This is a genomic window from Paenibacillus sp. JJ1722 (assembly GCF_048282685.1).
GTDB classification, from domain to species: domain Bacteria; phylum Bacillota; class Bacilli; order Paenibacillales; family Paenibacillaceae; genus Paenibacillus; species Paenibacillus polymyxa_B.
Genome location: NZ_CP182500.1, coordinates 2,235,956 through 2,257,771, shown reverse-complemented (window position 1 = coordinate 2,257,771; position 21,816 = coordinate 2,235,956). Strand labels below are relative to the sequence as shown.

Here is a 21,816-nt window from a genome sequence, read left to right as displayed (position 1 = left end):
GCGCCTTACACACCCAGTGTTTTGTTGATGGCTTCGATAACCCGATCCGATTGGAAAGGCTTAACGATAAAATCTTTTGCGCCAGCTTGAATGGCATCAATAACCATTGCTTGCTGACCCATCGCGGAACACATGATAACCTTTGCGTTCGCGTCAATTTGTTTGATTTCCTTCAGAGCGGCAATGCCGTCCATTTCAGGCATCGTGATATCCATCGTAATCAGGTCCGGACGAAGCTCCTTGAATTTTTCAATGGCCTGTGATCCGTCCTGGGCCTCTCCTACTACTTCAAATCCATTTTTGGACAGGATGTCCCGAATCATCATTCTCATAAATGCAGCATCGTCCACGATCAAAATACGGTTTGCCATCTGAAATAAATCCTCCCTAAATTATGCTTTTATTGTAATTTTTGAATACGGTCCCATTGGCTTACAATATCTGTTACACGCACGCCAAAGTTCTCGTCGATTACGACAACCTCGCCCTTGGCAATCAGTTTGTTGTTAACCAAAATGTCCACCGGCTCCCCGGCAAGCTTGTCCAGTTCAATAATTGAACCTTGTGAGAGCTCCAGAATATCTTTAATTTGCTTTTGGGTCCTTCCTAATTCTACGGTGACTCTAAGGGGAATGTCCATCAATAAATTTAAATTGTTTTCATCCACTTGCGCAAATGCACCGGACTGCAAGTTAGAAAATTGTACAGGTTGTACATTTACATTACGTCCCGGTACTGCGCCGTAGTGATGAGGCGTTCCGTAAGGAGCTTGCGGTGGTACACCAGCTGGCATTCCATAACCCGGTGTTCCATAGCCTGGAGCGCCCTGCTGCCCGTATCCCGGGTCTTGAGGATACATTGGCGGTTGTTGCCCATAGCTTGGGTCTTGCGGCGCCTGCGCGGCTGCAGGCGGCTGCTGATAGGCTGGTGCAGGCGGTTGCTGCGGAACGCTAGCTTGTTGCGGCGCTTCAGGAGTTGCTGTTGCAGCTACCTGCTGTGCGGACGCTTGCGGTTGTTCCTCTTCCTCTCCGCCATTCATTAGGATGCTCACCATTTTTTTGGCGAAATTAACAGGTAACAATTGCATCAGCGTAGAGTCAATAAGATCCCCGATCAATAACCGGAAGGATACTGTAATGAGCGTCTCTTCATCCGGCAGACTGGATACTCCATCACCGTGCATAGGATCCAAAATATCAATCCCCGGTGGAGAGATATTAACAAAACGATTAAACATGGTAGACATAGAGGTCGCCGAAGATCCCATCATCTGGTTCATCGCTTCTTGCACGGCACTGATGTGGATTTCATTCAATTCTTCATCTACTGGGTTTCCTTCACCACCAAGCATTAAGTCCGCTATCACTTGTGCATCACGCTTTTTGATTACGAGTGAGTTAATACCCTCGAATCCATCGACATAATTTACATGTACAGCTACGTGTGGCTTTGGAAATGCAGTTTCAAATTCAGAACGGGTAATAATTGAAACTTTAGGTGTCGTAATATCCACCTTTTGACCGAGCAGTGTGGAAAGAGCCGTAGCTGCGCTGCCGAACGTTATATTACCGATTTCCCCGAGAGCATCCTGCTCCAGAGGAGTCAGAAAATCGTCAACGGTCTTGTTGGCGGGAGTAGAATCCGTCCCCGCTTCAGACTGTTTCAGCAAGGCATCGATTTCCTCCTGGGACAAATAGTCTTTACTCGTCAATTTCTTCAACTCCTTCGTTGACAATTTCATCAATTTGTACGGCAACACGATCTCTTACCATGCCGGGACTTCCCATAAACTTCAATTTCTCGCCTACCCGGATGGATAGTCCTTCTTTGACAGGCTTGTTCAATGAAATGACATCCCCTACCGAAAGACCCAGAAACTCGGCTACATTTATCCGGGATTCACCCAACTCCGCAATAATAGGGAGCTCTGCTTTGGTGACCCGTAATCTCAAGGCGTCGATCTCTTCGGGCGCCCTTGATTTCTTTTCGGATGTAAACCACTGGTGCGTGGACAGTCTAGCCATAATGGGTTCCAATACCACGTGCGGGATACAGAGGTTAATCATCCCTGTGGTATCACCAATTTTGGTGCTAAGCGAAATCAGAGCAATCGTTTCATTCGGCGAAACAATCTGCATAAACTGCGGATTTGTTTCCATCGCCTCTAGGCGCGGTTCAATGTCTAGTACCGTTTTCCAAGCCTCTTGCAGGCTATCAAAGGTACGACTGAAAATTCGCTCCATGATCGTCGTCTCGATTTCGGTCAACGCAGCAACCTTTGACGGTGCCGAACCTGTTCCTCCGAGAAGCCTGTCCAACATGGCATAAGCAACGTTCGGGTGAACCTCAAGCACCATACGGCCTTCCAGCGGTTCAGCTTCAAAAATGTTTAGAATGGTCATTTTCGGAATGGAGCGAATGAATTCATCATAAGGAAGCTGCTCCACCTGAACGACATTAATTTGGACAAAAGTACGAAGCTGCGCTGAAAAATATGTGGTCAGATACCGTGCAAAGTTCTCGTGTATCCGCGTCAGACTCCGTATATGATCCTTGGAAAACCTCAGCGCTCTTTTAAAATCATAAGCGCGAACTTTCTTTTGGGTATCTTCCTTTTTAAGTTCTTCCGCATCCATTTCACCGGACGAAAGAGCTGCTAAAAGGGCATCAATTTCCCCTTGTGACAGTACATCCACCAATGTTATTCACCCCCTTACGTGTTCCTGACAAGTTCACCTGGAATCAAATGGCTGCCAGCAAAAAGTCTGTAATTTTGGCGTTCCCCAGGTGACCTTCAGGGAGCGACTTGTTGATGAGATCCGTCAGCTTGTCACTGAACTGGTCCCGGCCTTTAGCCGTTCTGAGCTCATCAGGTTTGGTGTCTGCAAGTAATTGAATAACGATGGGCTTAATACTGATATCTTTGATTTTTTCAAAAGATTCTTTTGCTTTGGCATCGTTCAATTGAAAAGATAGGTTCATCTGGACAATGTAATCTGCGTCTGCCAAATTCGTTTTGATACCGGTAATTTCAGAGCTCACTTCCACCAATTCATCTGCTGACAATCTTGGAAGTTGTTCTGCTTGAGCAGCTTGCGCATTCGGTATGACTTCCGACTTCTTCCCGCTAAGCGCTGGTATAAGTACAAAGGCCGCGCCTGCAATCAAAGTAATCGCGAGTAAAATTGTAATGAGCCATGGCAGCATCTTCTTCATTCGTCTTCCTCCATTTGTTGCACTTTTATCGTGGCGGCATGCATGCCGATTTCACGGCTGTAACCCTTGATCAAGGAGACGACATCTGCCGCTTTTTCCAATACAATCAACCGTTTCCCCGTCACCAAAGTGACGTATGTATCCGGTGTTTCCTCCACAGTCTCAATGAGCAGCGCATTAAGCCACATAGGCGAGCCGTTCAGCCGCGTTAACGGGATCATCGTAACACCAACCTCCTGATAGGTGCGGAGGAGCCTCTACTCCTCCGCGTTTAAATGAGATTATCGTTTCAAGTTTACAACTTCCTGAAGCACTTCATCCGAGGTCGTAATGATACGCGAGTTCGCTTGGAATCCGCGCTGAGCTACGATCATTTCGGTAAATTCGCCTGTCAGATCAACGTTGGACATTTCCAGCTGACCCGCGATGATAGCTCCACGCCCCTCTGAGTTGGCTGCTCCAGGCTCAATTGCATCAATATTTGAGTTGACCGTAGTACGGTACAAGCTCCCACCGATTTTTTCTAAACCTTCTGGATTCGTGACTCTGGCTAATCCAATTTGTGTACCATTATCAACTGTTCCGTCATCCAATTGTTGTACAATTGTACCGTCCTGTGAGATAGAGACTGCCGTAACATTGTCAGCAAGTGTGATTGGATCTCCACCCAAATCTCCCACAAAAAATCCATCGGAAGTAACCAGATTCCGGTTTGCATCTATGTGGAAATCACCCGCACGAGTCAGATAAGGAACTTCCTGTGCATCATTCATTTTGACCAGGAAAAATCCGTCACCGTTAATACGTAAATCCGTTGGGTTGTTCGTAGTCATTGCACTACCTGGAAGATGCAGTGTATCAATTGAGCTGACCGATACCCCCAAACCTACCTGCTTGGCATTCTGCCCGGCGGTTGTTGTTCCGTCTGGTGCACTTGCGCCTGAACTCGTTTGGCTCAAGATATCCTTGAACATTACTCGGCTGGACTTGAAGCCTGTAGTATTTACGTTTGCAATGTTGTTACCGATAACGTCCAGCTTCGTTTGAAAGCCCTTCATGCCCGATACACCTGAATACATTGATCTCAACATTGAGTATAAATCCTCCTCTGATTGGTTGCTTAGTTGACCGCATCAGTCGATCCGCGGCTTTTTCATGGCTTTCCTATTCGGGCCAGCCACTTCGTATACATTTTTCATGAAATAATTACAGCACTATCTATCTGCGTAAATACGTTATCCTCCATGGATTTCTTATCCATCGCGGTAACAACTGTTCGATTAGGTACACTTACAATCAAAGCCATATCCTGCATTAAAATCAATGATTCTTTGGCGCCTTTGGCAGCTGCTTTATCCACAGCAGAGTTGATTTTCGCCATTTGGTCACTTCTCAACTCTATTCCCCGCTGCTCCAGACGCTTGGCTGCATGGTTGCTCAGCTTGAGCACCTGATCCTGCAACACCTGACCGAACGGTCTGGCATCCTTGGATACCGAATTCACTCGGTTTTGTGTGATTGCTGCCGGGGGCACGTTGGCGGGAAAAAGGCGTCCGACCGTTATCCTGTCATTCATGAGTTCTCACCGCTTCCAGTAGAGGAAGAAGATGAAGTATCCGATGTACCTGTAGCGGGAGTCGTTGTGTTAGCTTGGCTCACTGATGTTACATCTTTTAATGCCACCTCAGCCGCTCCCATTTTGGCATACTGCACACCGTCGCGAATAACGATGGAATCTACGATTCCACTTTTTACTGTACCCGCACCTGTTTCACCTGTAATGGAGTCTTTTTTACCTGCCTCAATCCAGCTGACTTCTTTTCCTATCAAACCGGAAGCCGTACCTAAAGACTGTCCCAATGCATTCAACTGCGTAGAAATGTTCATTAGTTGTTCCACCGAGGAAAACTGGGCCATTTGAGCGATAAATTCTTTATCCTCCAAAGGCTGCATCGGATCCTGATTTTGTAGCTGGGTGATCAAAATTTTCAGAAATTGATCTTTACCCATCGTTTTAGTATCCTTGGCACTTGCTGTTTTGACATTATTCACATTGTAATTCGGCCAGACGTTACTGGTGGATACATTGTTGTCTGTAGTCGTCATTGTGTTCTCACCTCCATCATTACGCTTGTGCTGTAAAGGAGCCTGTCCGATTCATATCATCTGCGCGTTGTTCTGCTGTCCAGTTACGAAGCTCTTCTGCCATTTCAGCTACCTTCATAGCATCCTCGCTCTCTTCTCTACCACGAGCTTTGGAACGTTGGTTGGATTGCTGCTGCTGATTAGCTCCAGATCCGCGTCCATCCTGATACATATGGGAGGAAAGCGACTCATTGTGCGTTACTTCTACCTTATCTACCTGGATACCTTGGCTCTGCAGGCTCGAACGCAGCTGCGACATTTGCTGTTCCAGCAAATCCTTCGCTCCGCTATGCTCAGTCATGAACTGGGCAACCAGATGACCATTTTGCATCGTCAGCTTAACCTCCAGCTGGCCCAGATGATCTGGACGAAGCATGATGGTCGCTTCCGTCAAACCAGTGTGTTTTACAATGTCAAGTTTCTGAACTACAAATTCGGTCATCTCCTTGGCAAATTGCCGTACATGTACGACTGGTTGAGCTGGAGCCGAAGGTGTTGTTCCTTGCGTTTGTACCGAAAGCTGTCCCGCAGTTGTGATCACTGGAGTCTGATTGTCAGTTGCTGTCGGATCCGCTTGCTCAGTTGCATCTACGAATGCACTCGCTTCATCCGCTCCAGTCGTCTTAACTGTAGACTGAACGAGAATATTAGTTGATGAACGTTGCCCTTCTGAACCTTGCTGATTAGTTTCGCCCTGACTTGCTTGCTGCTGAGAAACAACAACCTGTTTGTCTGTAGTAGCTGTAGCTACGGTCTGAGTACCATTTGCTCGATTTGCAGAAGGCTGAACCGCTTGTGAATCCCCACCATCAGCAAGTTCCACAGCTTTCATTACACCATTCCACTGCTCATCGGAAATAGCTCCCGTCCCTGCCGTTGCGCTTTGGAGCGATTGTAGCAACTGTGCCACCTGGGACTTTTGGTCTCCAGAAGCCTGCTCTGCTACATTGGCAAGTTGTGACAAAGCGTCCTGCAATGCAAATCGAAGAGTAGCCGGGTTGGCTGCCAAGGCTGTTAAGCCTGTCGCCTCTGACGTTTCTCCACCGTTTAACTGTTGATTTGTTCCGTCGCCTTGCAAAAACTGTTGTACTTGCTGAATCCACGCTTGCAGAGAAGCAAGCAGAGCAGGATCGGCAGCTACCTGATCATCCAGCTTTTCGAGATTTTGCAGCAAAGGAGCCAGTGTTTCGACCAGCGGCTCGGTTGGAGCTTCCGTGGATTCTCCGGTTGCAATCAGCGGAAGTACCATAACTAATGGAGAACCGTTCGCATCTGTGCCTGCTGAGTCCGTTTGCCCGCCTGTCATCATTTGCGTAAGTGTTTGATTAAAAGCACCCGTGGTTGCTCCGGCAGCCGTGGCTGTACTCGTTGTTGAGGCTGTCGTACTGCTAGCTGTTTGACTGGAGCTGAGCGATACACTTTGAGAAATAAGGGTCATTTATTTTTCACCTCCCTTCATTTAAATTACTTACTGCCCATCAGTTTGTTCAAAATTTTTGCAGTCTGAGCCGCATCCTTGGCAGACATATTTTGTAGTAAAGAACCACGTGTCGAATCATCTACTGTATTTAATATGTTTAATGCCTTGTCTGGACTGATTTTGTAAGTTTGTAAAATAAGTTCGGCACCGCTCTTCTTGTCCATGGAAGCAAATGTGCTACTGATTTGAGTGCTTTGCAAACTCTTACTCGTCGTGCCAGCTGTGGTACCTTGATCCTTTTTCAGACGAGACTGCAACGCAGCAACTGACAAATCCGTAGATGGCGTTACGTTTTTCAGAGCCATAGTAATATCGGCTGCTTTTTTAGCGTCCATCTTTTGCAAAATCTTTGCACTGTTGGCAGGGTCCATGTAGCTTAGCAGCTGCACAGTCTCTTCCGTAGTCAGATTCTCCATAATCGGTGCCGCTTTACTAGCTGTCATTCCTTCATACATGCTAGCAAGATCTCTGGCCTGTTTTACATAAGGATCTTCATTTGTTGTTCCACCTGTAGTTTGCGTACCAGCCTGTCCCTGCTGACTGGCCTGTGGCTGCTGTTCCTGTTGCGTTTGCAGCGTATTGACCTGATTCTGCAGTTCAGTAACCTTTTTATCTTGTGTCGTCTTAGCAGCGGTAGCCTTCTTAAGCTCCTCCGTCTGCTTGGCTAAATCTGCCTTTAACTGCTGAATGGTTGCTTCAGAACTTTCAGACTGTGCCTTCTGATCTGCCTCTTTCGTCTGGGTAGCCTTATCTTTCGGTTCAGGCACCCAATTTTTAACAACTGGTATTTTGTTCCCTAATGAAATCATTTCGCTTCTGAAGTCCATATTGAACAATGTAAGCAGGACCCCGACCAGAACGATTGTGAACACAATCGGAATCAGGAAAAACATAAACCGTTCAAATCCCCCGCCTGATTCTTTTCCTAAATCCATATCCAGTTCATTTTCTGCTAACTTCTGTGCCATCGTCTTCCTCCTCAGGCAGCTGATATGCGTATCCTATGACTTTCCGCTTACCGGGCTTTCATGGCAAATCGCACGGAAGCCATTTCATCCAGCTCGTTCTGCTCGCGCAGGAGCATTTCCTGTTGGAATTTCACGTTGGCCTTCTCTCTCGCTTTCAGCCAAACCTGTTCATCCAGCATTTTATCGGTCAAAACGGTTTGTTTGCTTTGCACATTTTGCTGCGCATATTGAACATCCCTATGCTTGCGTGTAATACATTGGTCCAGATGATTAACATAAGCCTGTAATTCCTGAATAGTAGAGAGTGGCGCGCAATCCTCGGCAGCCTTTTGAATGGCTGATATGACCCGATTCCTTTCGCCTACAAGCTGTGTTAATGTCTGCTCCTCAGCCTGCAATTGTCCGACAGCACTGGAAAGCAACCATTCGGCCTGTGACTTTTCGTTGGTTTTCAAGTCTACAACTTTCTGAAAGGAATACTGAAATCTCATCGTTCAACCTTCATCTCCTCGTAAATTCAGAAATCAAACGCTCCCTTACCTCGTCCAGCTCAGCCTTTTCATCTGTTCTTTGTCTTGTAAAATCCCATATATCCCGTATACGCTCCATGGATTCGTCAATTTCTGCATTTGAACCCTGCTGATAGGCCCCGATATTAATCAGGTCCTCCGAATCTTTGTAGACGGCCATCAAGCGCTTAATGTTCTCGGCAGCGTCTATCTGATCTCGTGGTGCGATATCCTTCATAACCCGGCTAATACTCGCTAACACATCAATTGCGGGAAAATGTCCTTTGTTCGCAATCCCACGATTCAAGACAATGTGTCCATCCAAAATCCCGCGCACCGCATCCGCGATGGGCTCGTTCATATCATCACCATCGACCAGTACCGTATAAAAAGCGGTTATGGAGCCAGTAGGACCTGTCCCTGCACGTTCTAGAAGCTTAGGTAGACTAGCAAACACGGAAGGTGTGTACCCTCTCATTGCTGGCGGCTCCCCTACGGCTAGTCCCACTTCACGTTGGGCCATCGCATACCGGGTAACTGAATCCATCATCAGCATGACATTTAACCCGCGATCCCGAAAATATTCCGCGATCGTCGTTGCAATAAGTGCACCCTTAATACGGATTAACGCAGGCTGGTCGGAAGTTGCCACAATGACCACGGAACGTTCTAGTCCCTCCGGACCTAAATCCCGTTCAATAAAGTCCAGCACCTCGCGTCCACGTTCCCCGATCAAGGCAATTACATTCACATCAGCTTCCGTATTACGAGCAATCATTCCCATCAAGGTACTTTTACCTACACCCGAACCTGCAAAAATACCAACCCGTTGTCCTTTACCGATAGTAAGCAACCCGTCGATAGCGCGCACCCCGATACTGATTGGTTCCTGCACACGCGGACGATTCAGCGGATTGGACGGAATATTGAAGGTTGAATATCTCGCCATTCGAGAGGGAATCAATGAGCCATCCAGAGGCTGACCCAATCCGTCCAGCACTTTGCCTAACAGCTCCGACCCGACCTGCACATTCAACGGTTTCCCTGTTCCTACAACATCACAACCGGGACCAATGGATTGCAGTTCTCCAAGTGGCATCAGAAGCACTTTATTGTCCCTGAAGCCTACGACCTCCGCTTGCAACGGCTTTGCCGTTTTACCCGGATAAATGTAACAAACATCCCCGATACTGGCGTCTGGACCTTCCGATTCAACCATCAGGCCGATAACCTGCGTAACCTTGCCATTTACCCGAACAGGGTCCAGCTGGCGCAAATGATCCATGTAGCGCTGCGCATTAAGCCCCTTCATGTCTTCGCTCCTCATTCTCATGTGCCAGACGCAATAATTCCTTTTTGATCTCAGCTAATTGCGTATCAATCCGCGCATCCACACTTCCAAAGGAAGAACGGATAACACAACCGCGATCTTTCACGGTACCATCAGGAATAATTTGCAGTTCTGCCTGCGAATCGACAGTTAATGACAATTCTTCTCGCGCACCTTGCACAAATGCGAAATGCTGAGGCGACACACACAATGTAATGGTTCCTTTTTCCCGCTTACGAGCCAAATTTTTACGAATTAATTCAATCGTGTATTCAGGCTCAAGGCTAAGCTGTTTCTCAATGACCTTCTCAGCAATAGCACTACTCAGTTCAACCAGGAAAGGCTCAGCTTCCTGAATCAGTTGTTCCTTGATCTCATAGGCCTGACGCAGAATATCCTGTGCTTCTTCCATCATCTGCTCTGATTTCGTCTGGAGCTCGGCCTCAGCCAGCTTCTGACCTTCTTCATATCCTTGCTGAAACCCATCAGCTTTTAACGACTGAGTTAACTGCTCGTCATGCTCGCGTCGTTCCTGCCACCAGGCTTCAATCTGCTGCTGTGCCTCCTGAAGCATCCGTTCCGCTTCTTCAGCTGCGTCGCGAACCTGACGTTCGGCAAAATCCTTAGCATCATTCAGCATTTCATCCCGCAGCCGTTCAGCCTCGTGATCTCGCTGAGGCTCCGGCTCCGTATATTCAGTTGTGATTTCTTCATCCGTCGTTTCTGGCGCATACGTATGTGCCACATCAATTGTTTTCAAAGCCTCTACAGGAACATATTGGAAAGATTTAATCAAGTTAGACAATGATGTCATCTCCTCCGCCGCGTGCGATTATAATCTCACCGGCCTCTTCCAATCTGCGGATCGTCGATACGATACGTGTCTGTGCTTCTTCCACATCACGCAACCGCACCGGTCCCATGTACTCCATTTCCTCTTTGAAGGTTTCTGCCATACGTTTCGACATATTTCGGAAAATCACATCGCGTACTTCTTCACTGGACACTTTAAGCGCCAATTGCAAATCTGCATTGTCGATATCGCGGATAATGCGCTGAATGGAACGGTTGTCCACATTGACGATATCCTCGAACACGAACATTCTTTTCTTGATTTCCTCAGCCAGTTCTGGATCTTGAATTTCAAGCGAGTCGAGAATCGTACGTTCGGTTCCGCGGTCTACGCCATTCAAAATCTGAACAATGGACTCGATACCGCCCGCATTCGTGTAATCCTGCGTTGCGGTTGCAGACAGCTTTTGCTCCAACACTCGTTCCACCTGGGAAATAACTTCCGGAGATGTACTGTCCATGACAGCGACACGCCGGGCCACATCTGCCTGTTTTTCCTGTGGCAGAGACGACAGAATTGCAGCCGCCTGCTCGAATTGCAAGTACGAAAGCACGAGAGCAATCGTTTGCGGATTCTCATTCTGTATAAAATTCAATATCTGGTTTGGATCAGCCTTGCGGGCAAAATCGAAGGGTCTTACCTGTAACGTCGCTGTTAGACGGTTAATGACCTCAACTGCTTTTTGCGATCCGAGTGCTTTTTCCAATATTTCTTTAGCGTAATTAATACCGCCTTGGGAAATGTACTCCTGAGCCAAACAAATTTGATGAAACTCGGCCATGATGGAGTCCTTCTCAATGGCATCGACCTTCCGCACATTGGCAATTTCCAATGTAAGTTGCTCGATCTCCTCATCACGCAAATGCTTGAATATTTGAGCAGATACCTCTGGTCCCATTGTGATCAGAAGTATAGCCGCTTTCTGTCTTCCCGTTAAACCTTGACTGCTTGCCTTTGCCAATGAACTCACCTCTATTCGTCAGCCAGCCATGTACGAAGCAGATTGACGAATTCGTCGGGTTTCTTTTTCGCCAGACTTTCAAGCTGTTTACGCACTTGACTTTCATTTGTCACACTTTCCATGGTAATAGACGGGAACTCCGTCGGCGTTGGCATGAGTTGCAATTCTTCATCCAACTCTTCTTCCTGATTACGACGACCGCGTACGATGAGGAAGATTACACCCGCCAGCAGTGCCAGAACAGCAGCTCCGATGCCCCATAGCCAAGGGTTGGAAGCTGAGAAGAATGTATTCGTGCTCGCAGGCGCCGGAACAGCTTGTGAGAACACTGAAACCTTCTTAGCCAAATCAGCGTCTGTAATAGTAGTACCAGAATTCGCTAACGACGCTCTTACAATATTAACCAAAATATTTTGAATTGCTGTCTGAGTTGCAGTATCCAACGTTTGCTGACCTGTTGGTGGTTCAACTGCTACATTAATGGTTAAATCTTTTACAGTGTACGGACTTTGGATAATATCCCTTGCAATTCGGTTAACTTCGTAGTTAATCGTACTTGAACTCTTATCTGAGCTGGTATTGCCGGAATTAGTTCCTCCAGGATAGCCTGGAACATCCTGTGTTCCTGTTCCTGCAACTCCTCCGGTTTGTCCACTACTGCCCGTATAGCTTTCCTGAATTTGTTGGGCGCTAATTTCAATACCCTTCATTTTCGTTTGATCAACAGGTGTGACCATTTGTTCCTTTGATGTTACTTTGTCGAAATTTAGCTGGGACATAACCAGCACATTTACCTTGTCGTCTCCAACAATTTTCGACAAAAATTGTTGAACATTATTCCTTACATCGCTCTCAAACTTCTTCTGTAGAGCCATGTTTTCCTGAACACCACTAGTGAGCCCACCTTGGCCGCCCTTGGCCGTTGGAATCAACTCATATTCCTTATTGGTGATCGTAATGTTTTCCACTGGCAGATTCGGTACGGCCGTTTTTACCAGATTAAAATATCCGTCGATCGCTTGCTGATTTGGAGTAAAGCCAGGCTCGAATTCCATTTGAATCGAAGCGGAGGCTTTGTCCTTTTCTTCAAGTCCGGCAAAAATGTTTTCCTTTGGCATATTAATGACAGCTTTGGAGCTTTGGACACCATCCATCCGTTCCAACAGTTGCTGTATTTCGCCGTTCAATGCATTATTGTACTTCACATTGAACTCGTTCTCCGTCATACCAATGGCAGAGGAGGACTGGTCAAAAGCACTCATGCCGATTGAACCCTTCTGAATCAGGCCTTGAGACCCAACATCTACCTTCGCCTTATCCGCATTAGCGGTTGGAACTGAGATTTGTGTCCCACCAGCATTAAGTTGATACGGTATACCCGCAGAATCGAGATATTTAATGACTCCGGCTGCATCGTTAGCATTTAAATCTCGGAAAGCCACTTCATACTCGGTTTTAGTAAACTGCATCGTTAGCACTACAACGGCGATAATGATGAATGCTAATGTCGAAACAAGTAATATCTTCTGTTTTTTGCTGAAATTATTCCAATACCCGGAAATCTTATCCCGATATTGGGCGATTCTCTCGTTCACTCCGTCACCCCATCCGAAACTTTGCTAAACCCTCTTTACATCTGTGTACGCATGATCTCCTGATAGGCTTCGATCGCTTTGTTTCGGACCTGTGTAGTAAGCTGCAGGGAAAGCAGCGCTTGTTGGGAAGTGATCATGACCTGATCTACATCAACTTTGCCTGCCATGAATTGGTCGGACATCTGGTGCGTAGCGGCTTCCTGCTGCCCTACTTCATTGAGAGCATCCTTTAGGAAGGAACCAAAATCCTTCAAGGATTCGGAAGGCGTCGCTTTCGTCAACTCATTGTTAGGCGATTGAATCTGCTGTATTACCGGTGTCTGTACATTAAACATGGCGTTCTGAATCATGTTTTACTCTCCCTATTAAGTAGTTAGTAGTCCTAGAACTTAGCGACCGATTTCAAGCGCTTTGGAAACCATAGCCTTTGATGCATTCAGAGCTGTTACATTGGCTTCGTATGAGCGTGTTGCGGAAATCATGTCGACCATTTCTTTCATAATGTCTACATTAGGCATATATACATAGCCATCTTTATCAGCGTCCGGGTGACCCGGATTGTACACAGGCTTCAAAGGTGACTGATCTTCCTGAATTTGCGAAACCTTAACGCCAGCAGCGCTTGTGCTACTTCCTTCCATTTGAGCCTTTAAAACATCGGCAAAGCCAGATTGGTTCGGCTCCAAAACAACCGTTTTTCTCCGATATGGAACTGCTTGTCCATTCTCTACTTTCGCCCGAGTTGTCTCTGCGTTGGCAATGTTGCTAGATATAACGTCCATCCGCAACCGTTGGGCCGTAAGAGCAGATGCACTAATATCAAAGCCGTTGTTAATCTTCACCTAGTCCTATCTCCCTTCTACCGCTGTTCTCATCATTTTGATGCGCTCATTAATTTCTTGGATGTAGGTATTATATCTTAGTTGATTTTCAGCCATAAGACTCATTTCTCTGTCGATATCTACGTTGTTCATATTGTTATTCATGACTGAGTACCCATCTTTGGTGACCGTGGCATCTGGAATGGAGTTCACAGGTCCTATTTGAAAATGTCTTGAATTGGTTACTTTTCCACGTAGTGGTGTGACATCACCGTCCATTTGCTGCTGAAGCAGTTCTTCAAATGAAACCTCCGAACGCTTAAAATACGGGGTATCCGCATTGGATATATTGTCCGCCATCACACGTTGTCTCGTATTTGCCGCCTGTACACCTGCCTGAAGCTTTTGAAAGCTCATATCACCCAGCAGATTCATTTAGCTCCTCCCTCCCAGCGTCTACTCCAAAGTAAGATTCAATAAAACAAGATTTTTCACTTTTTTTCGACAATAAAATTTCATAATTATACATTTCTTTTAGGTCTTAAGTAGAAAATAATAACTTTCTGTCATATATTCTAAGTTTCGTAGAGTTGGGACCTAATTACAATAAGAAAAAAGCCCTATCTTTTTTAAAAAAGAGGGCTTTAGATGCATAAAATGTTAAATTTTTCAGGTTTATTTCAAGAAAATGAATGTTTTCTTAGCACTTTACACCTGTAAAAGATTATACGTCCTACTTTTGGAATAGACAGAAAAATCATCAACTTGACCATTATCTAGGTCTAAACGACGGTGCAAGATAGTGTTATTCTGGACCACACACCCTATTTTTAGAAACCCTATTCATAAAATATACTGACTAAGGTCCCTGTTTTGGGCAATATCTCCCAGCTTCTCACGTACATATTCCGGGGTAATGATCATACGATCCAATGTAAGCTCTGGTGCTTCAAACGACAGATCCTCCAGCAGCTTTTCTAGAATGGTATGCAAACGACGTGCGCCAATATTTTCGGTGTTGCGATTTACAGACTCAGCAATGCTGGCAATCTCACGGATCGCTTCCTCAGAAAATTCGACTTCAATCTCCTCAGTACGGAGTAAATCAGTGTATTGCTTGGTCAGCGCATTTTTAGGCTCCGTCAATATCGACACAAACTCATCCAAGGTCAGGCTACTTAATTCCACACGGATTGGGAAACGGCCCTGAAGCTCAGGGATCAGGTCAGATGGTTTTGCAACATGAAAAGCACCTGCAGCAATAAACAGAATGTAATCTGTTCTTACCGGACCGTATTTGGTCATGATAGTAGATCCCTCGACAATAGGTAAAATATCGCGCTGGACGCCTTCTCTTGACACATCGGGGCCACTACCCTTACCCTGGCTGGCAATCTTATCTATTTCATCAATAAAAATAATACCGGATTGCTCAGCACGCTTCACAGACTCCTGAATCACATCATCCATATCGATCAATTTGGCGGCTTCATCTTGAATCAACACCTTGCGAGCTTCCTTGACTGGTAGCTTGCGCTTCTTCGTCCGCTTGGGCAGAAAACTTCCGAACATCTCCTGCATATTCATACCCATTTGTTCATTCCCTTGCCCAGCAAACATATCGAGCATATTGGGTGCAGTATCCTCCACATCAATCTCTATAACATCATCCTCAAGCTTACCAGACAACAGATCGAATTTAACCTTACGGCGCTTTTCTGCCAAAGATCCATCCTGTTGTGGTGGTTCTTCTTCTACCGAAGTTCCCGTGTTATTGCCAAATAGCATTTCAAAGGGATTACGTTGCGATTTGTTTGACTTTTCTGCAGGTACAAGGATGCTGACAATCCGTTCATTTGCCATGTCTTCCGCTTTGTCCTTCACATTCTCTGTTCGTTCCGTCTTAACGATGCGAATAGAGGTTTCCATCAGATCACGCACCATGGATTCCACATCACGACCGACGTAACCCACTTCTGTAAATTTGGTCGCCTCTACCTTGACAAAAGGAGCCCCCACGAGCCGTGCAAGTCTACGTGCAATTTCAGTTTTACCCACACCTGTTGGTCCGATCATCAAAATATTTTTAGGCACAATTTCATCCCGGATATCATCCGGTAGCTTACTACGCCGATAACGGTTACGCAAGGCAACAGCAACAGATTTTTTAGCTTCCTTTTGTCCGACAATATACTTATCCAGCTCGGATACCACTTGTCTGGGCGTCAACGATTGATTATTCATTTTGCACTCCTCCACCCTTGAATACTCAGAGCCGATTTACAGTTCTTCCACGATAATCTGATTGTTCGTATACACACATATTTCCGAAGCAACCTCTAGCGCTTCCCGTGCCATGTCCTTTGCTTCCATGCCAGAGCCATGGCGTTTGAAAGCACGGGCAGCCGCCAATGCAAAATTACCACCTGAGCCAATCGCAAGCACATCATCATCCGGCTCGATAATTTCGCCGCCTCCAGAAATGAGCAGCATTCCGGATGAGTCCATCACAATCATGAGCGCTTCCAGCTTGCGCAGAATACGATCCTGACGCCAGTCCTTGGCCAGTTCCACGGCTGCTCTTTGAAGATTTCCGTGGTGTTCCTCTAGCTTATTTTCGAACTTTTCAAATAACGTGATAGCATCTGCCACCGAACCCGCAAATCCCGCAACGACCTGACCACGATACAATCTGCGCACTTTTTTTGCCGTCTGCTTCATTACAACACTGTTGCCGAACGTTACCTGTCCATCACCCGCAATAGCTCCTTTGCCATTGTGGCGTACAGCGCAGATGGTGGTAGCATGAAAGGACATATCCATAACGCGCTCCTCCTTTTCCTTCATCCTTATGCCTGTACTTCAGCTGACATAACTCCCGTTTCGTTGATATAACCATGCAAACTTTCCAGCGCGCGATTAGCGAGAGCTTCATTTTTTTCCTTTTTGTTACGAATCCGTTTCTCCAACTTTGGAAGCAAACCAAAATTTGCATTCATCGGTTGAAAATGCTTAAAATCAGCGGTCGTAATATACCGCGCCATGCTGCCTAATGTCGTTTCTGCAGGAAATACAAACATTTCCTGTCCACGCGCTGCTCGTGCCGCATTCATCCCGGCCAGCAGACCAGAAGCCGCCGACTCCACATATCCCTCTACACCGGTCATTTGTCCGGCGAAGAATAGATTACTTCTTCCCTTGAACTGATAGGTTGGATGAAGTTGCTGCGGAGAATTAATAAAGGTATTGCGATGCATCACACCGTAACGAACAAACTCTGCCTCTTCAAGACCCGGAATCATTGAAAATACACGCTTTTGCTCCCCCCATTTGAGGTGAGTCTGGAAACCAACCAGATTATACAACGTTCCTGCGGCGTTATCCTGCCGAAGCTGAACAACTGCGTGGGGCAGTTCACCTGTATGTGGATTTACGAGACCCACAGGTTTCATCGGTCCGAACAATGCCGTTTGTTTCCCACGTTGCATCATCACTTCGATGGGCATACAGCCTTCGAAATAAATTTCTTTTTCGAATTCCTTGACTTGCGCTACCTCAGCCGTAATCAGAGCCTCATAAAAAGCATCAAATTCCGCTTCGTTCATCGGACAATTCAAGTACGCTGCTTCTCCCTTATCATAACGGGAAGCCAGATAAACCTTGCTCATGTCGATAGAGTCCTTTTCTACAATCGGGGCTGCCGCATCGTAAAAATAAAAATACTCCTCTCCCATCAGCGATTTAATCTGTTCCGACAAAGCTGGAGAAGTTAAAGGCCCCGTCGCAATGACCACAATACCGTCCTGTGGGATTTCCTGAAGCTCTTCATTAACAACCTCGATCAAAGGGTGTTGATGAAGCGTATCAGTAATATGACCGGAAAATCCGTCACGATCCACTGCCAATGCACCGCCAGCCGGAACAGCATGACGATCTGCTGCACTCAGAATCAAGGAGTTCAGTATTCTCATCTCTTCCTTCAGTACGCCTACTGCATTCGTTAGGCCGTTTGCCCGCAAGGAATTACTGCATACCAGTTCGGCAAATTTATCTGTATGATGTGCTGGTGTTTTTACAACCGGCCTCATTTCATATAACTTAACTGGCACTCCACGGCTTGCAATTTGCCAGGCAGCTTCGCTGCCCGCCAAACCTGCTCCGATGACCGTTACCTTTTGTAGTTCACTCACGTTTAAATCCCCCTGCTATTGTTGTTCTTAAGAAGTCTCTACGCTCTCATCGCTCTCTTCCAGCATTTCGCTGTGATCGCAGACAGTACAGTTGAGCTTCGTTCCTTGTTTTGTACGTTTTTCGACCATTAGGCTACTGCAACTTGGGCAAGGCTTAATGGACGGTTTATCCCAGGAAACAAAATCACATTCCGGGTAGCGGTCACATCCATAGAAGACACGTCCCTTTTTACTCCGTCGTTCGACGACATGACCCTCACCGCATGTAGGACAATTAATCCCGATATCCTTAACAATTGGCTTTGTGTTACGGCAATCTGGAAAAGCAGAACAGGCCAGGAATTTACCAAATCGGCCAAGCTTATACACCATTTGGCTGCCACACTTATCACAAATGACATCGGATACTTCATCTTTTATTTCAATTTCTTTCATTTCTTCTTCAGCCACTTCAAGTCGCTTCTCGAATGACTCGTAAAAGTCACTCAACACCTTGACCCAATTACCTTCGCCTTCTTCGACGTGGTCAAGATCACCTTCCATATTAGCTGTAAACTCCACATTCAGAATCTCTGGGAAGAACTCCTCCATCTGTTCGATGACCAATTCGCCCAGCTCTGTAGGGAAAAACTTCTTCTCTTCAATAGCAACGTACCCACGTTTCTGAATGGTTTCCAGCGTTGGTGCATACGTACTTGGACGTCCTATACCCAGTTCTTCCAGCGTCTTCACCAGTCGCGCTTCCGTATAACGGGGAGGCGGTTGTGTAAAATGCTGCTTCGGCTCAACCGCTTCTTTTTTTAATTTATCGCCTGGATGAAGTGGTGGCAGCAGTTTATCTTCTTCGGTTTTACCGTCGTCATTTCCCTCTACATACACTTTCATGAAACCTGGAAAACGGACCTTAGAACCTGCTGCCCGGAATATCGTCTCACCCGCTTCAATATCTACGGACAAAGTATCCATAATAGCAGAAGCCATCTGGCTGGCCATGAAACGTTCCCATACCAATTTGTACAAACGGAACTGATCCCGACTCATAAACGGCTTAACTGTTTCCGGATCGCGTAACGCAGAGGTTGGACGAATCGCTTCATGCGCATCCTGGGCGTTGGCCGCTTTTTTTGAATATTGACGAGGAGTTTCAGGTACAAAAGCTTCGCCATATTTTTGAATAATTAATTCTTTCGCTTCCTCTTGAGCTGAAGCGGCGATCCGTGTGGAATCCGTACGCATATACGTAATCAGACCCACGGTCCCTTCTTTACCTAAATCCACACCCTCATATAGCTGCTGAGCTACAGACATCGTTTTAGATGCACGGAAGTTGAGCTTCCGAGCCGCCTCCTGCTGCAAGGAACTTGTTGTGAATGGAGGAGAAGGATTGCGTAAACGCTCTTTCTCTTTAACATCGCGTACCTTGTAGGACGATTTTCCGATAGCTTCTAACACTTCTTGTACATCCGCTTCGCTAGAGAGTTCTTTCTTTTCACCGCGCAGCTTATGAAATTTCGCTTCAAAGGTACTGTCTTTAATAGCTAGTTTAGCTGTAATCGTCCAGTATTCTTCCGGTACAAACTCATTGATCTCGTTTTCCCGGTCCAAAATAATTTTCACCGCAACCGACTGCACACGCCCAGCGGATAGGCCCTTTTTCACCTTTTTCCAGAGCAACGGGCTGATTTTGTAGCCAACAAGTCGATCCAGTATCCGTCGTGCCTGCTGAGCATTGACCAAATCCATATTGATTTTACGGGGTGTTTTAAAAGCATCTTTGACAGCCTGCTTCGTAATTTCATTAAATACAACACGGCAATCTGCTGTATCGTCCAGTTCCAGCGCATGCGCCAGATGCCAGGCAATAGCTTCACCTTCGCGATCCGGGTCAGCCGCCAGATATACTTTTTTTACTTTTTTTCGGGCATCCTTTAATTCTTTTAGAATTGAGCCTTTACCTCGAATGGTAATGTATTTGGGATTAAAATCATTTTCGACCTCTACGCCGATCTGACTCTTCGGTAAATCCCTGATATGACCCATGGAAGCCTTGACGATATATTTGCTGCCTAAGTATTTGCCGATCGTCTTCGCCTTGGAAGGCGATTCCACGATGACGAGTGAATCCGCCATAGGCTCTTCCTCCTCTCAATTACACACATGAATATGATAGACTTCCTGAAATGTGGTGAGTTATGACGCGATAGAGAGCTTCACAGATTGGTCATTCTTCCGGATCGCTGAGATTCTTCAGAAAAATTCCATCTGCTCCGCTGCTGCGAGTCATAATGTCAACACATTTCAGGAAGTGGGGAAGGAGTAAGAATCCGCGACGCGGATGAATGCCATACTGCCCTCCACCTGATGTTTAAAATTGAATTTGTGCATTTACTAACTAAGGACTTTGCAAAAACAACTACTAAATAAGCTTGTATTTTGTGCCCGCTAGCTGGGCGATCCTTTTTTTTATGATTAACGATAACAGAACTGCATGTAAAAGTCCAAAATCCCATGCCGTAGCATCAAGCAGTTCATCCAGTGTCATGGTTCCCTGTTCAAGCAACAGTATGACACGGTTTTCCTCAGAAGTCTCACTTTCTGGCACTTTGGAGACCTCCTTCAGATTAAGACTCTGCTCTCTATTGTATGAAGAAACCTCCCTTGTACGCAAATCTGCTTCATACTCCTCAATAATATCCGAAGCTTCAGTGACCGTTTTTGCCCCTTGCTTAATCAAGCTCAGCGTACCTCTACTCTTCGGTGACGTAATGGGTCCGGGAACAGCAAACACATCTCGATTTGCCTCCAGTGCAGCATCAGCGGTAATCAAGGAGCCGCTTCTTGCATCTGCTTCGACAACAAGCGTTCCCTTCGTTAGACCGGCTATAATCCGATTACGTTGTGGAAACATTCCTGGATGCGACCTTGTGCCTGGAGGATACTCTGATAAGATCAAGCCATTGCTAGCCATCTCTGCAAATAAAGACGCATTTTGGGGAGGATAAATTTGATCAATCGCTGTTCCCAGTACACCAATCGTGTTTCCTCCCCGACGCAGGGCTGTTTCGTGACAAATACTGTCAATCCCTCTCGCCAATCCGCTAACGATTGTAATCCCTGCATTACATAATCCCTCTGTTAGTATCTCCGCTGCTCTACGTCCATAAGCGGTGGGAACGCGGGTTCCTACCATGGCTATAGAACATGTATGCAAAAGTGATTTATCCCCTTTTGTATACATTACCCAAGGTGGGTCAACTGTTTCCTTCATTAATAGGGGATAATCCTCGTCCACATAAGTTACCGTTCCAATATCACCGGATTGAACTCGCTGATATCGTTCATGCACCCATTCTTCATCATAACACTGAGCCGCAATGCGTGCCTGAGCAGGGCTTAACCCTATCTCGATCCACTTCTGTTCGCTAAAATGCAGTAGCTCATGCAATTGATAGTCACTCGACCAAATACGCTGAATTGTTTTTCTTCCGATTCCCTCTAACTCATGTAAGCCTAACAAAAGCCATCTTTCTTCCAAACTATGGTTCCCCCATTCACGGAAGAGTGAACCCTCCCTTATTTTGTGGCACAATGAATCATTTTGCAAGCGTTTCCCTGACAAGCCTGTCTTAACGCAAAAAAAGCAACCTTTTCATCCCCTGTTTCAGAAGATAAAAAGGTTGCTTACCTTTCTTTCATTATACACTAGCCTGCGGCAAATTTCGATGCAGTTTTATGGCCTGTATATTAA

The 21,816-nt window shown here is 46.2% G+C and carries 23 protein-coding genes; all 23 read right to left on the bottom strand.

Going from position 1 to position 21,816, the window contains the following annotated elements; translation table 11 throughout:
* Positions 1 to 5: 5 nt before the first annotated feature.
* Positions 6 to 371 (bottom strand): response regulator, encoded by a 366-nt coding sequence (locus ACM1ND_RS10260; protein ID WP_010346372.1) that lies wholly within the window; start codon positions 369 to 371, stop codon positions 6 to 8.
* A 29-nt stretch (positions 372 to 400) separates the two neighbouring features.
* Positions 401 to 1,711 carry a flagellar motor switch phosphatase FliY gene (gene fliY, locus ACM1ND_RS10255; RefSeq protein ID WP_023988196.1) on the bottom strand — a complete coding sequence of 437 codons (1,311 nt, stop codon included), beginning with the start codon at positions 1,709 to 1,711 and terminating at the stop codon, positions 401 to 403.
* Positions 1,701 to 2,699, bottom strand: a complete 999-nt coding sequence (gene fliM / locus ACM1ND_RS10250) for a flagellar motor switch protein FliM (RefSeq protein ID WP_023988195.1) — start codon at positions 2,697 to 2,699, stop codon at positions 1,701 to 1,703. The genes fliY and fliM overlap by 11 nt, the downstream gene beginning before the upstream one ends.
* A 43-nt stretch (positions 2,700 to 2,742) precedes the next feature.
* Positions 2,743 to 3,216, bottom strand: a complete 474-nt coding sequence (locus ACM1ND_RS10245) for a flagellar basal body-associated FliL family protein (protein WP_023988194.1) — start codon at positions 3,214 to 3,216, stop codon at positions 2,743 to 2,745.
* On the bottom strand, positions 3,213 to 3,437 hold the full coding sequence (locus ACM1ND_RS10240) for a flagellar FlbD family protein (protein ID WP_013309896.1): 225 nt from the start codon (positions 3,435 to 3,437) through the stop codon (positions 3,213 to 3,215). Before ACM1ND_RS10240 ends, ACM1ND_RS10245 begins: the two co-directional genes overlap by 4 nt.
* A gap of 60 nt (positions 3,438 to 3,497) precedes the next feature.
* A complete protein-coding gene (gene flgF, locus ACM1ND_RS10235) occupies positions 3,498 to 4,307 on the bottom strand; it encodes a flagellar basal-body rod protein FlgF (protein WP_023988193.1) in 810 nt (269 codons plus the stop codon).
* Between the two features lie 104 nt (positions 4,308 to 4,411).
* The gene (locus ACM1ND_RS10230; RefSeq protein ID WP_023988192.1) at positions 4,412 to 4,792 is read right to left on the bottom strand and encodes a TIGR02530 family flagellar biosynthesis protein; all 381 of its coding nucleotides are present in this window, start codon (positions 4,790 to 4,792) and stop codon (positions 4,412 to 4,414) included.
* Entirely contained in the window at positions 4,789 to 5,322 is a 534-nt protein-coding gene (locus ACM1ND_RS10225; protein WP_023988191.1) for a flagellar hook capping FlgD N-terminal domain-containing protein, read from the bottom strand. Before ACM1ND_RS10225 ends, ACM1ND_RS10230 begins: the two co-directional genes overlap by 4 nt.
* A gap of 19 nt (positions 5,323 to 5,341) precedes the next feature.
* The gene (locus ACM1ND_RS10220; protein WP_023988190.1) at positions 5,342 to 6,799 is read right to left on the bottom strand and encodes a flagellar hook-length control protein FliK; all 1,458 of its coding nucleotides are present in this window, start codon (positions 6,797 to 6,799) and stop codon (positions 5,342 to 5,344) included.
* 26 nt (positions 6,800 to 6,825) lie between these two features.
* The gene (locus ACM1ND_RS10215; protein ID WP_023988189.1) at positions 6,826 to 7,809 is read right to left on the bottom strand and encodes a magnesium transporter MgtE N-terminal domain-containing protein; all 984 of its coding nucleotides are present in this window, start codon (positions 7,807 to 7,809) and stop codon (positions 6,826 to 6,828) included.
* Between the two features lie 47 nt (positions 7,810 to 7,856).
* On the bottom strand, positions 7,857 to 8,300 hold the full coding sequence (gene fliJ / locus ACM1ND_RS10210; protein ID WP_013309890.1) for a flagellar export protein FliJ: 444 nt from the start codon (positions 8,298 to 8,300) through the stop codon (positions 7,857 to 7,859).
* Positions 8,301 to 8,310: 10 nt separating this feature from the next.
* On the bottom strand, positions 8,311 to 9,630 hold the full coding sequence (gene fliI, locus ACM1ND_RS10205; RefSeq protein ID WP_013309889.1) for a flagellar protein export ATPase FliI: 1,320 nt from the start codon (positions 9,628 to 9,630) through the stop codon (positions 8,311 to 8,313).
* Positions 9,617 to 10,453, bottom strand: coding sequence for a FliH/SctL family protein (locus ACM1ND_RS10200; protein ID WP_023988188.1), 837 nt, complete (start codon positions 10,451 to 10,453; stop codon positions 9,617 to 9,619). The genes fliI and ACM1ND_RS10200 overlap by 14 nt, the downstream gene beginning before the upstream one ends.
* Entirely contained in the window at positions 10,446 to 11,462 is a 1,017-nt protein-coding gene (fliG, locus tag ACM1ND_RS10195; protein ID WP_013370674.1) for a flagellar motor switch protein FliG, read from the bottom strand. The genes ACM1ND_RS10200 and fliG overlap by 8 nt, the downstream gene beginning before the upstream one ends.
* An 11-nt stretch (positions 11,463 to 11,473) precedes the next feature.
* Complete coding sequence (gene fliF, locus ACM1ND_RS10190) at positions 11,474 to 13,057, bottom strand: flagellar basal-body MS-ring/collar protein FliF (RefSeq protein WP_418027632.1); 1,584 nt, start codon at positions 13,055 to 13,057, stop codon at positions 11,474 to 11,476.
* A gap of 35 nt (positions 13,058 to 13,092) precedes the next feature.
* Positions 13,093 to 13,407: a flagellar hook-basal body complex protein FliE gene (gene fliE, locus ACM1ND_RS10185; RefSeq protein WP_007430020.1), complete on the bottom strand. Its 315-nt coding sequence runs from the start codon at positions 13,405 to 13,407 to the stop codon at positions 13,093 to 13,095.
* Between the two features lie 39 nt (positions 13,408 to 13,446).
* The gene (gene flgC, locus ACM1ND_RS10180) at positions 13,447 to 13,899 is read right to left on the bottom strand and encodes a flagellar basal body rod protein FlgC (protein ID WP_013309884.1); all 453 of its coding nucleotides are present in this window, start codon (positions 13,897 to 13,899) and stop codon (positions 13,447 to 13,449) included.
* A 6-nt stretch (positions 13,900 to 13,905) separates the two neighbouring features.
* Positions 13,906 to 14,313: a flagellar basal body rod protein FlgB gene (gene flgB / locus ACM1ND_RS10175; RefSeq protein WP_013309883.1), complete on the bottom strand. Its 408-nt coding sequence runs from the start codon at positions 14,311 to 14,313 to the stop codon at positions 13,906 to 13,908.
* A 408-nt stretch (positions 14,314 to 14,721) separates the two neighbouring features.
* Positions 14,722 to 16,122: an ATP-dependent protease ATPase subunit HslU gene (gene hslU, locus ACM1ND_RS10170; RefSeq protein ID WP_075154071.1), complete on the bottom strand. Its 1,401-nt coding sequence runs from the start codon at positions 16,120 to 16,122 to the stop codon at positions 14,722 to 14,724.
* Positions 16,123 to 16,158: 36 nt separating this feature from the next.
* Complete coding sequence (gene hslV, locus ACM1ND_RS10165) at positions 16,159 to 16,701, bottom strand: ATP-dependent protease subunit HslV (protein WP_013309881.1); 543 nt, start codon at positions 16,699 to 16,701, stop codon at positions 16,159 to 16,161.
* 26 nt (positions 16,702 to 16,727) lie between these two features.
* On the bottom strand, positions 16,728 to 18,068 hold the full coding sequence (gene trmFO / locus ACM1ND_RS10160; RefSeq protein WP_023988185.1) for an FADH(2)-oxidizing methylenetetrahydrofolate--tRNA-(uracil(54)-C(5))-methyltransferase TrmFO: 1,341 nt from the start codon (positions 18,066 to 18,068) through the stop codon (positions 16,728 to 16,730).
* Positions 18,069 to 18,095: 27 nt separating this feature from the next.
* Entirely contained in the window at positions 18,096 to 20,198 is a 2,103-nt protein-coding gene (topA, locus tag ACM1ND_RS10155; RefSeq protein WP_053325254.1) for a type I DNA topoisomerase, read from the bottom strand.
* Between the two features lie 286 nt (positions 20,199 to 20,484).
* Positions 20,485 to 21,603, bottom strand: coding sequence for a DNA-processing protein DprA (gene dprA / locus ACM1ND_RS10150; RefSeq protein ID WP_023988183.1), 1,119 nt, complete (start codon positions 21,601 to 21,603; stop codon positions 20,485 to 20,487).
* Positions 21,604 to 21,816: the final 213 nt, after the last annotated feature.

Coding starts and splice junctions, on each gene's coding strand:
- ACM1ND_RS10230 (WP_023988192.1), bottom strand. CDS start 4,792: ATGAATGACAGGATAACGGTCGGACGCCTTTTTCCCGCCAACGTGCCC.
- topA (WP_053325254.1), bottom strand. CDS start 20,198: ATGGCGGATTCACTCGTCATCGTGGAATCGCCTTCCAAGGCGAAGACG.
- hslV (WP_013309881.1), bottom strand. CDS start 16,701: ATGGATATGTCCTTTCATGCTACCACCATCTGCGCTGTACGCCACAAT.
- fliI (WP_013309889.1), bottom strand. CDS start 9,630: ATGAAGGGGCTTAATGCGCAGCGCTACATGGATCATTTGCGCCAGCTG.
- ACM1ND_RS10245 (WP_023988194.1), bottom strand. CDS start 3,216: ATGAAGAAGATGCTGCCATGGCTCATTACAATTTTACTCGCGATTACT.
- ACM1ND_RS10215 (WP_023988189.1), bottom strand. CDS start 7,809: ATGGCACAGAAGTTAGCAGAAAATGAACTGGATATGGATTTAGGAAAA.
- hslU (WP_075154071.1), bottom strand. CDS start 16,122: ATGAATAATCAATCGTTGACGCCCAGACAAGTGGTATCCGAGCTGGAT.
- fliE (WP_007430020.1), bottom strand. CDS start 13,407: ATGATTCAGAACGCCATGTTTAATGTACAGACACCGGTAATACAGCAG.
- flgF (WP_023988193.1), bottom strand. CDS start 4,307: ATGTTGAGATCAATGTATTCAGGTGTATCGGGCATGAAGGGCTTTCAA.
- flgB (WP_013309883.1), bottom strand. CDS start 14,313: ATGAATCTGCTGGGTGATATGAGCTTTCAAAAGCTTCAGGCAGGTGTA.
- ACM1ND_RS10260 (WP_010346372.1), bottom strand. CDS start 371: ATGGCAAACCGTATTTTGATCGTGGACGATGCTGCATTTATGAGAATG.
- fliJ (WP_013309890.1), bottom strand. CDS start 8,300: ATGAGATTTCAGTATTCCTTTCAGAAAGTTGTAGACTTGAAAACCAAC.
- ACM1ND_RS10240 (WP_013309896.1), bottom strand. CDS start 3,437: ATGATCCCGTTAACGCGGCTGAACGGCTCGCCTATGTGGCTTAATGCG.
- ACM1ND_RS10225 (WP_023988191.1), bottom strand. CDS start 5,322: ATGACGACTACAGACAACAATGTATCCACCAGTAACGTCTGGCCGAAT.
- ACM1ND_RS10220 (WP_023988190.1), bottom strand. CDS start 6,799: ATGACCCTTATTTCTCAAAGTGTATCGCTCAGCTCCAGTCAAACAGCT.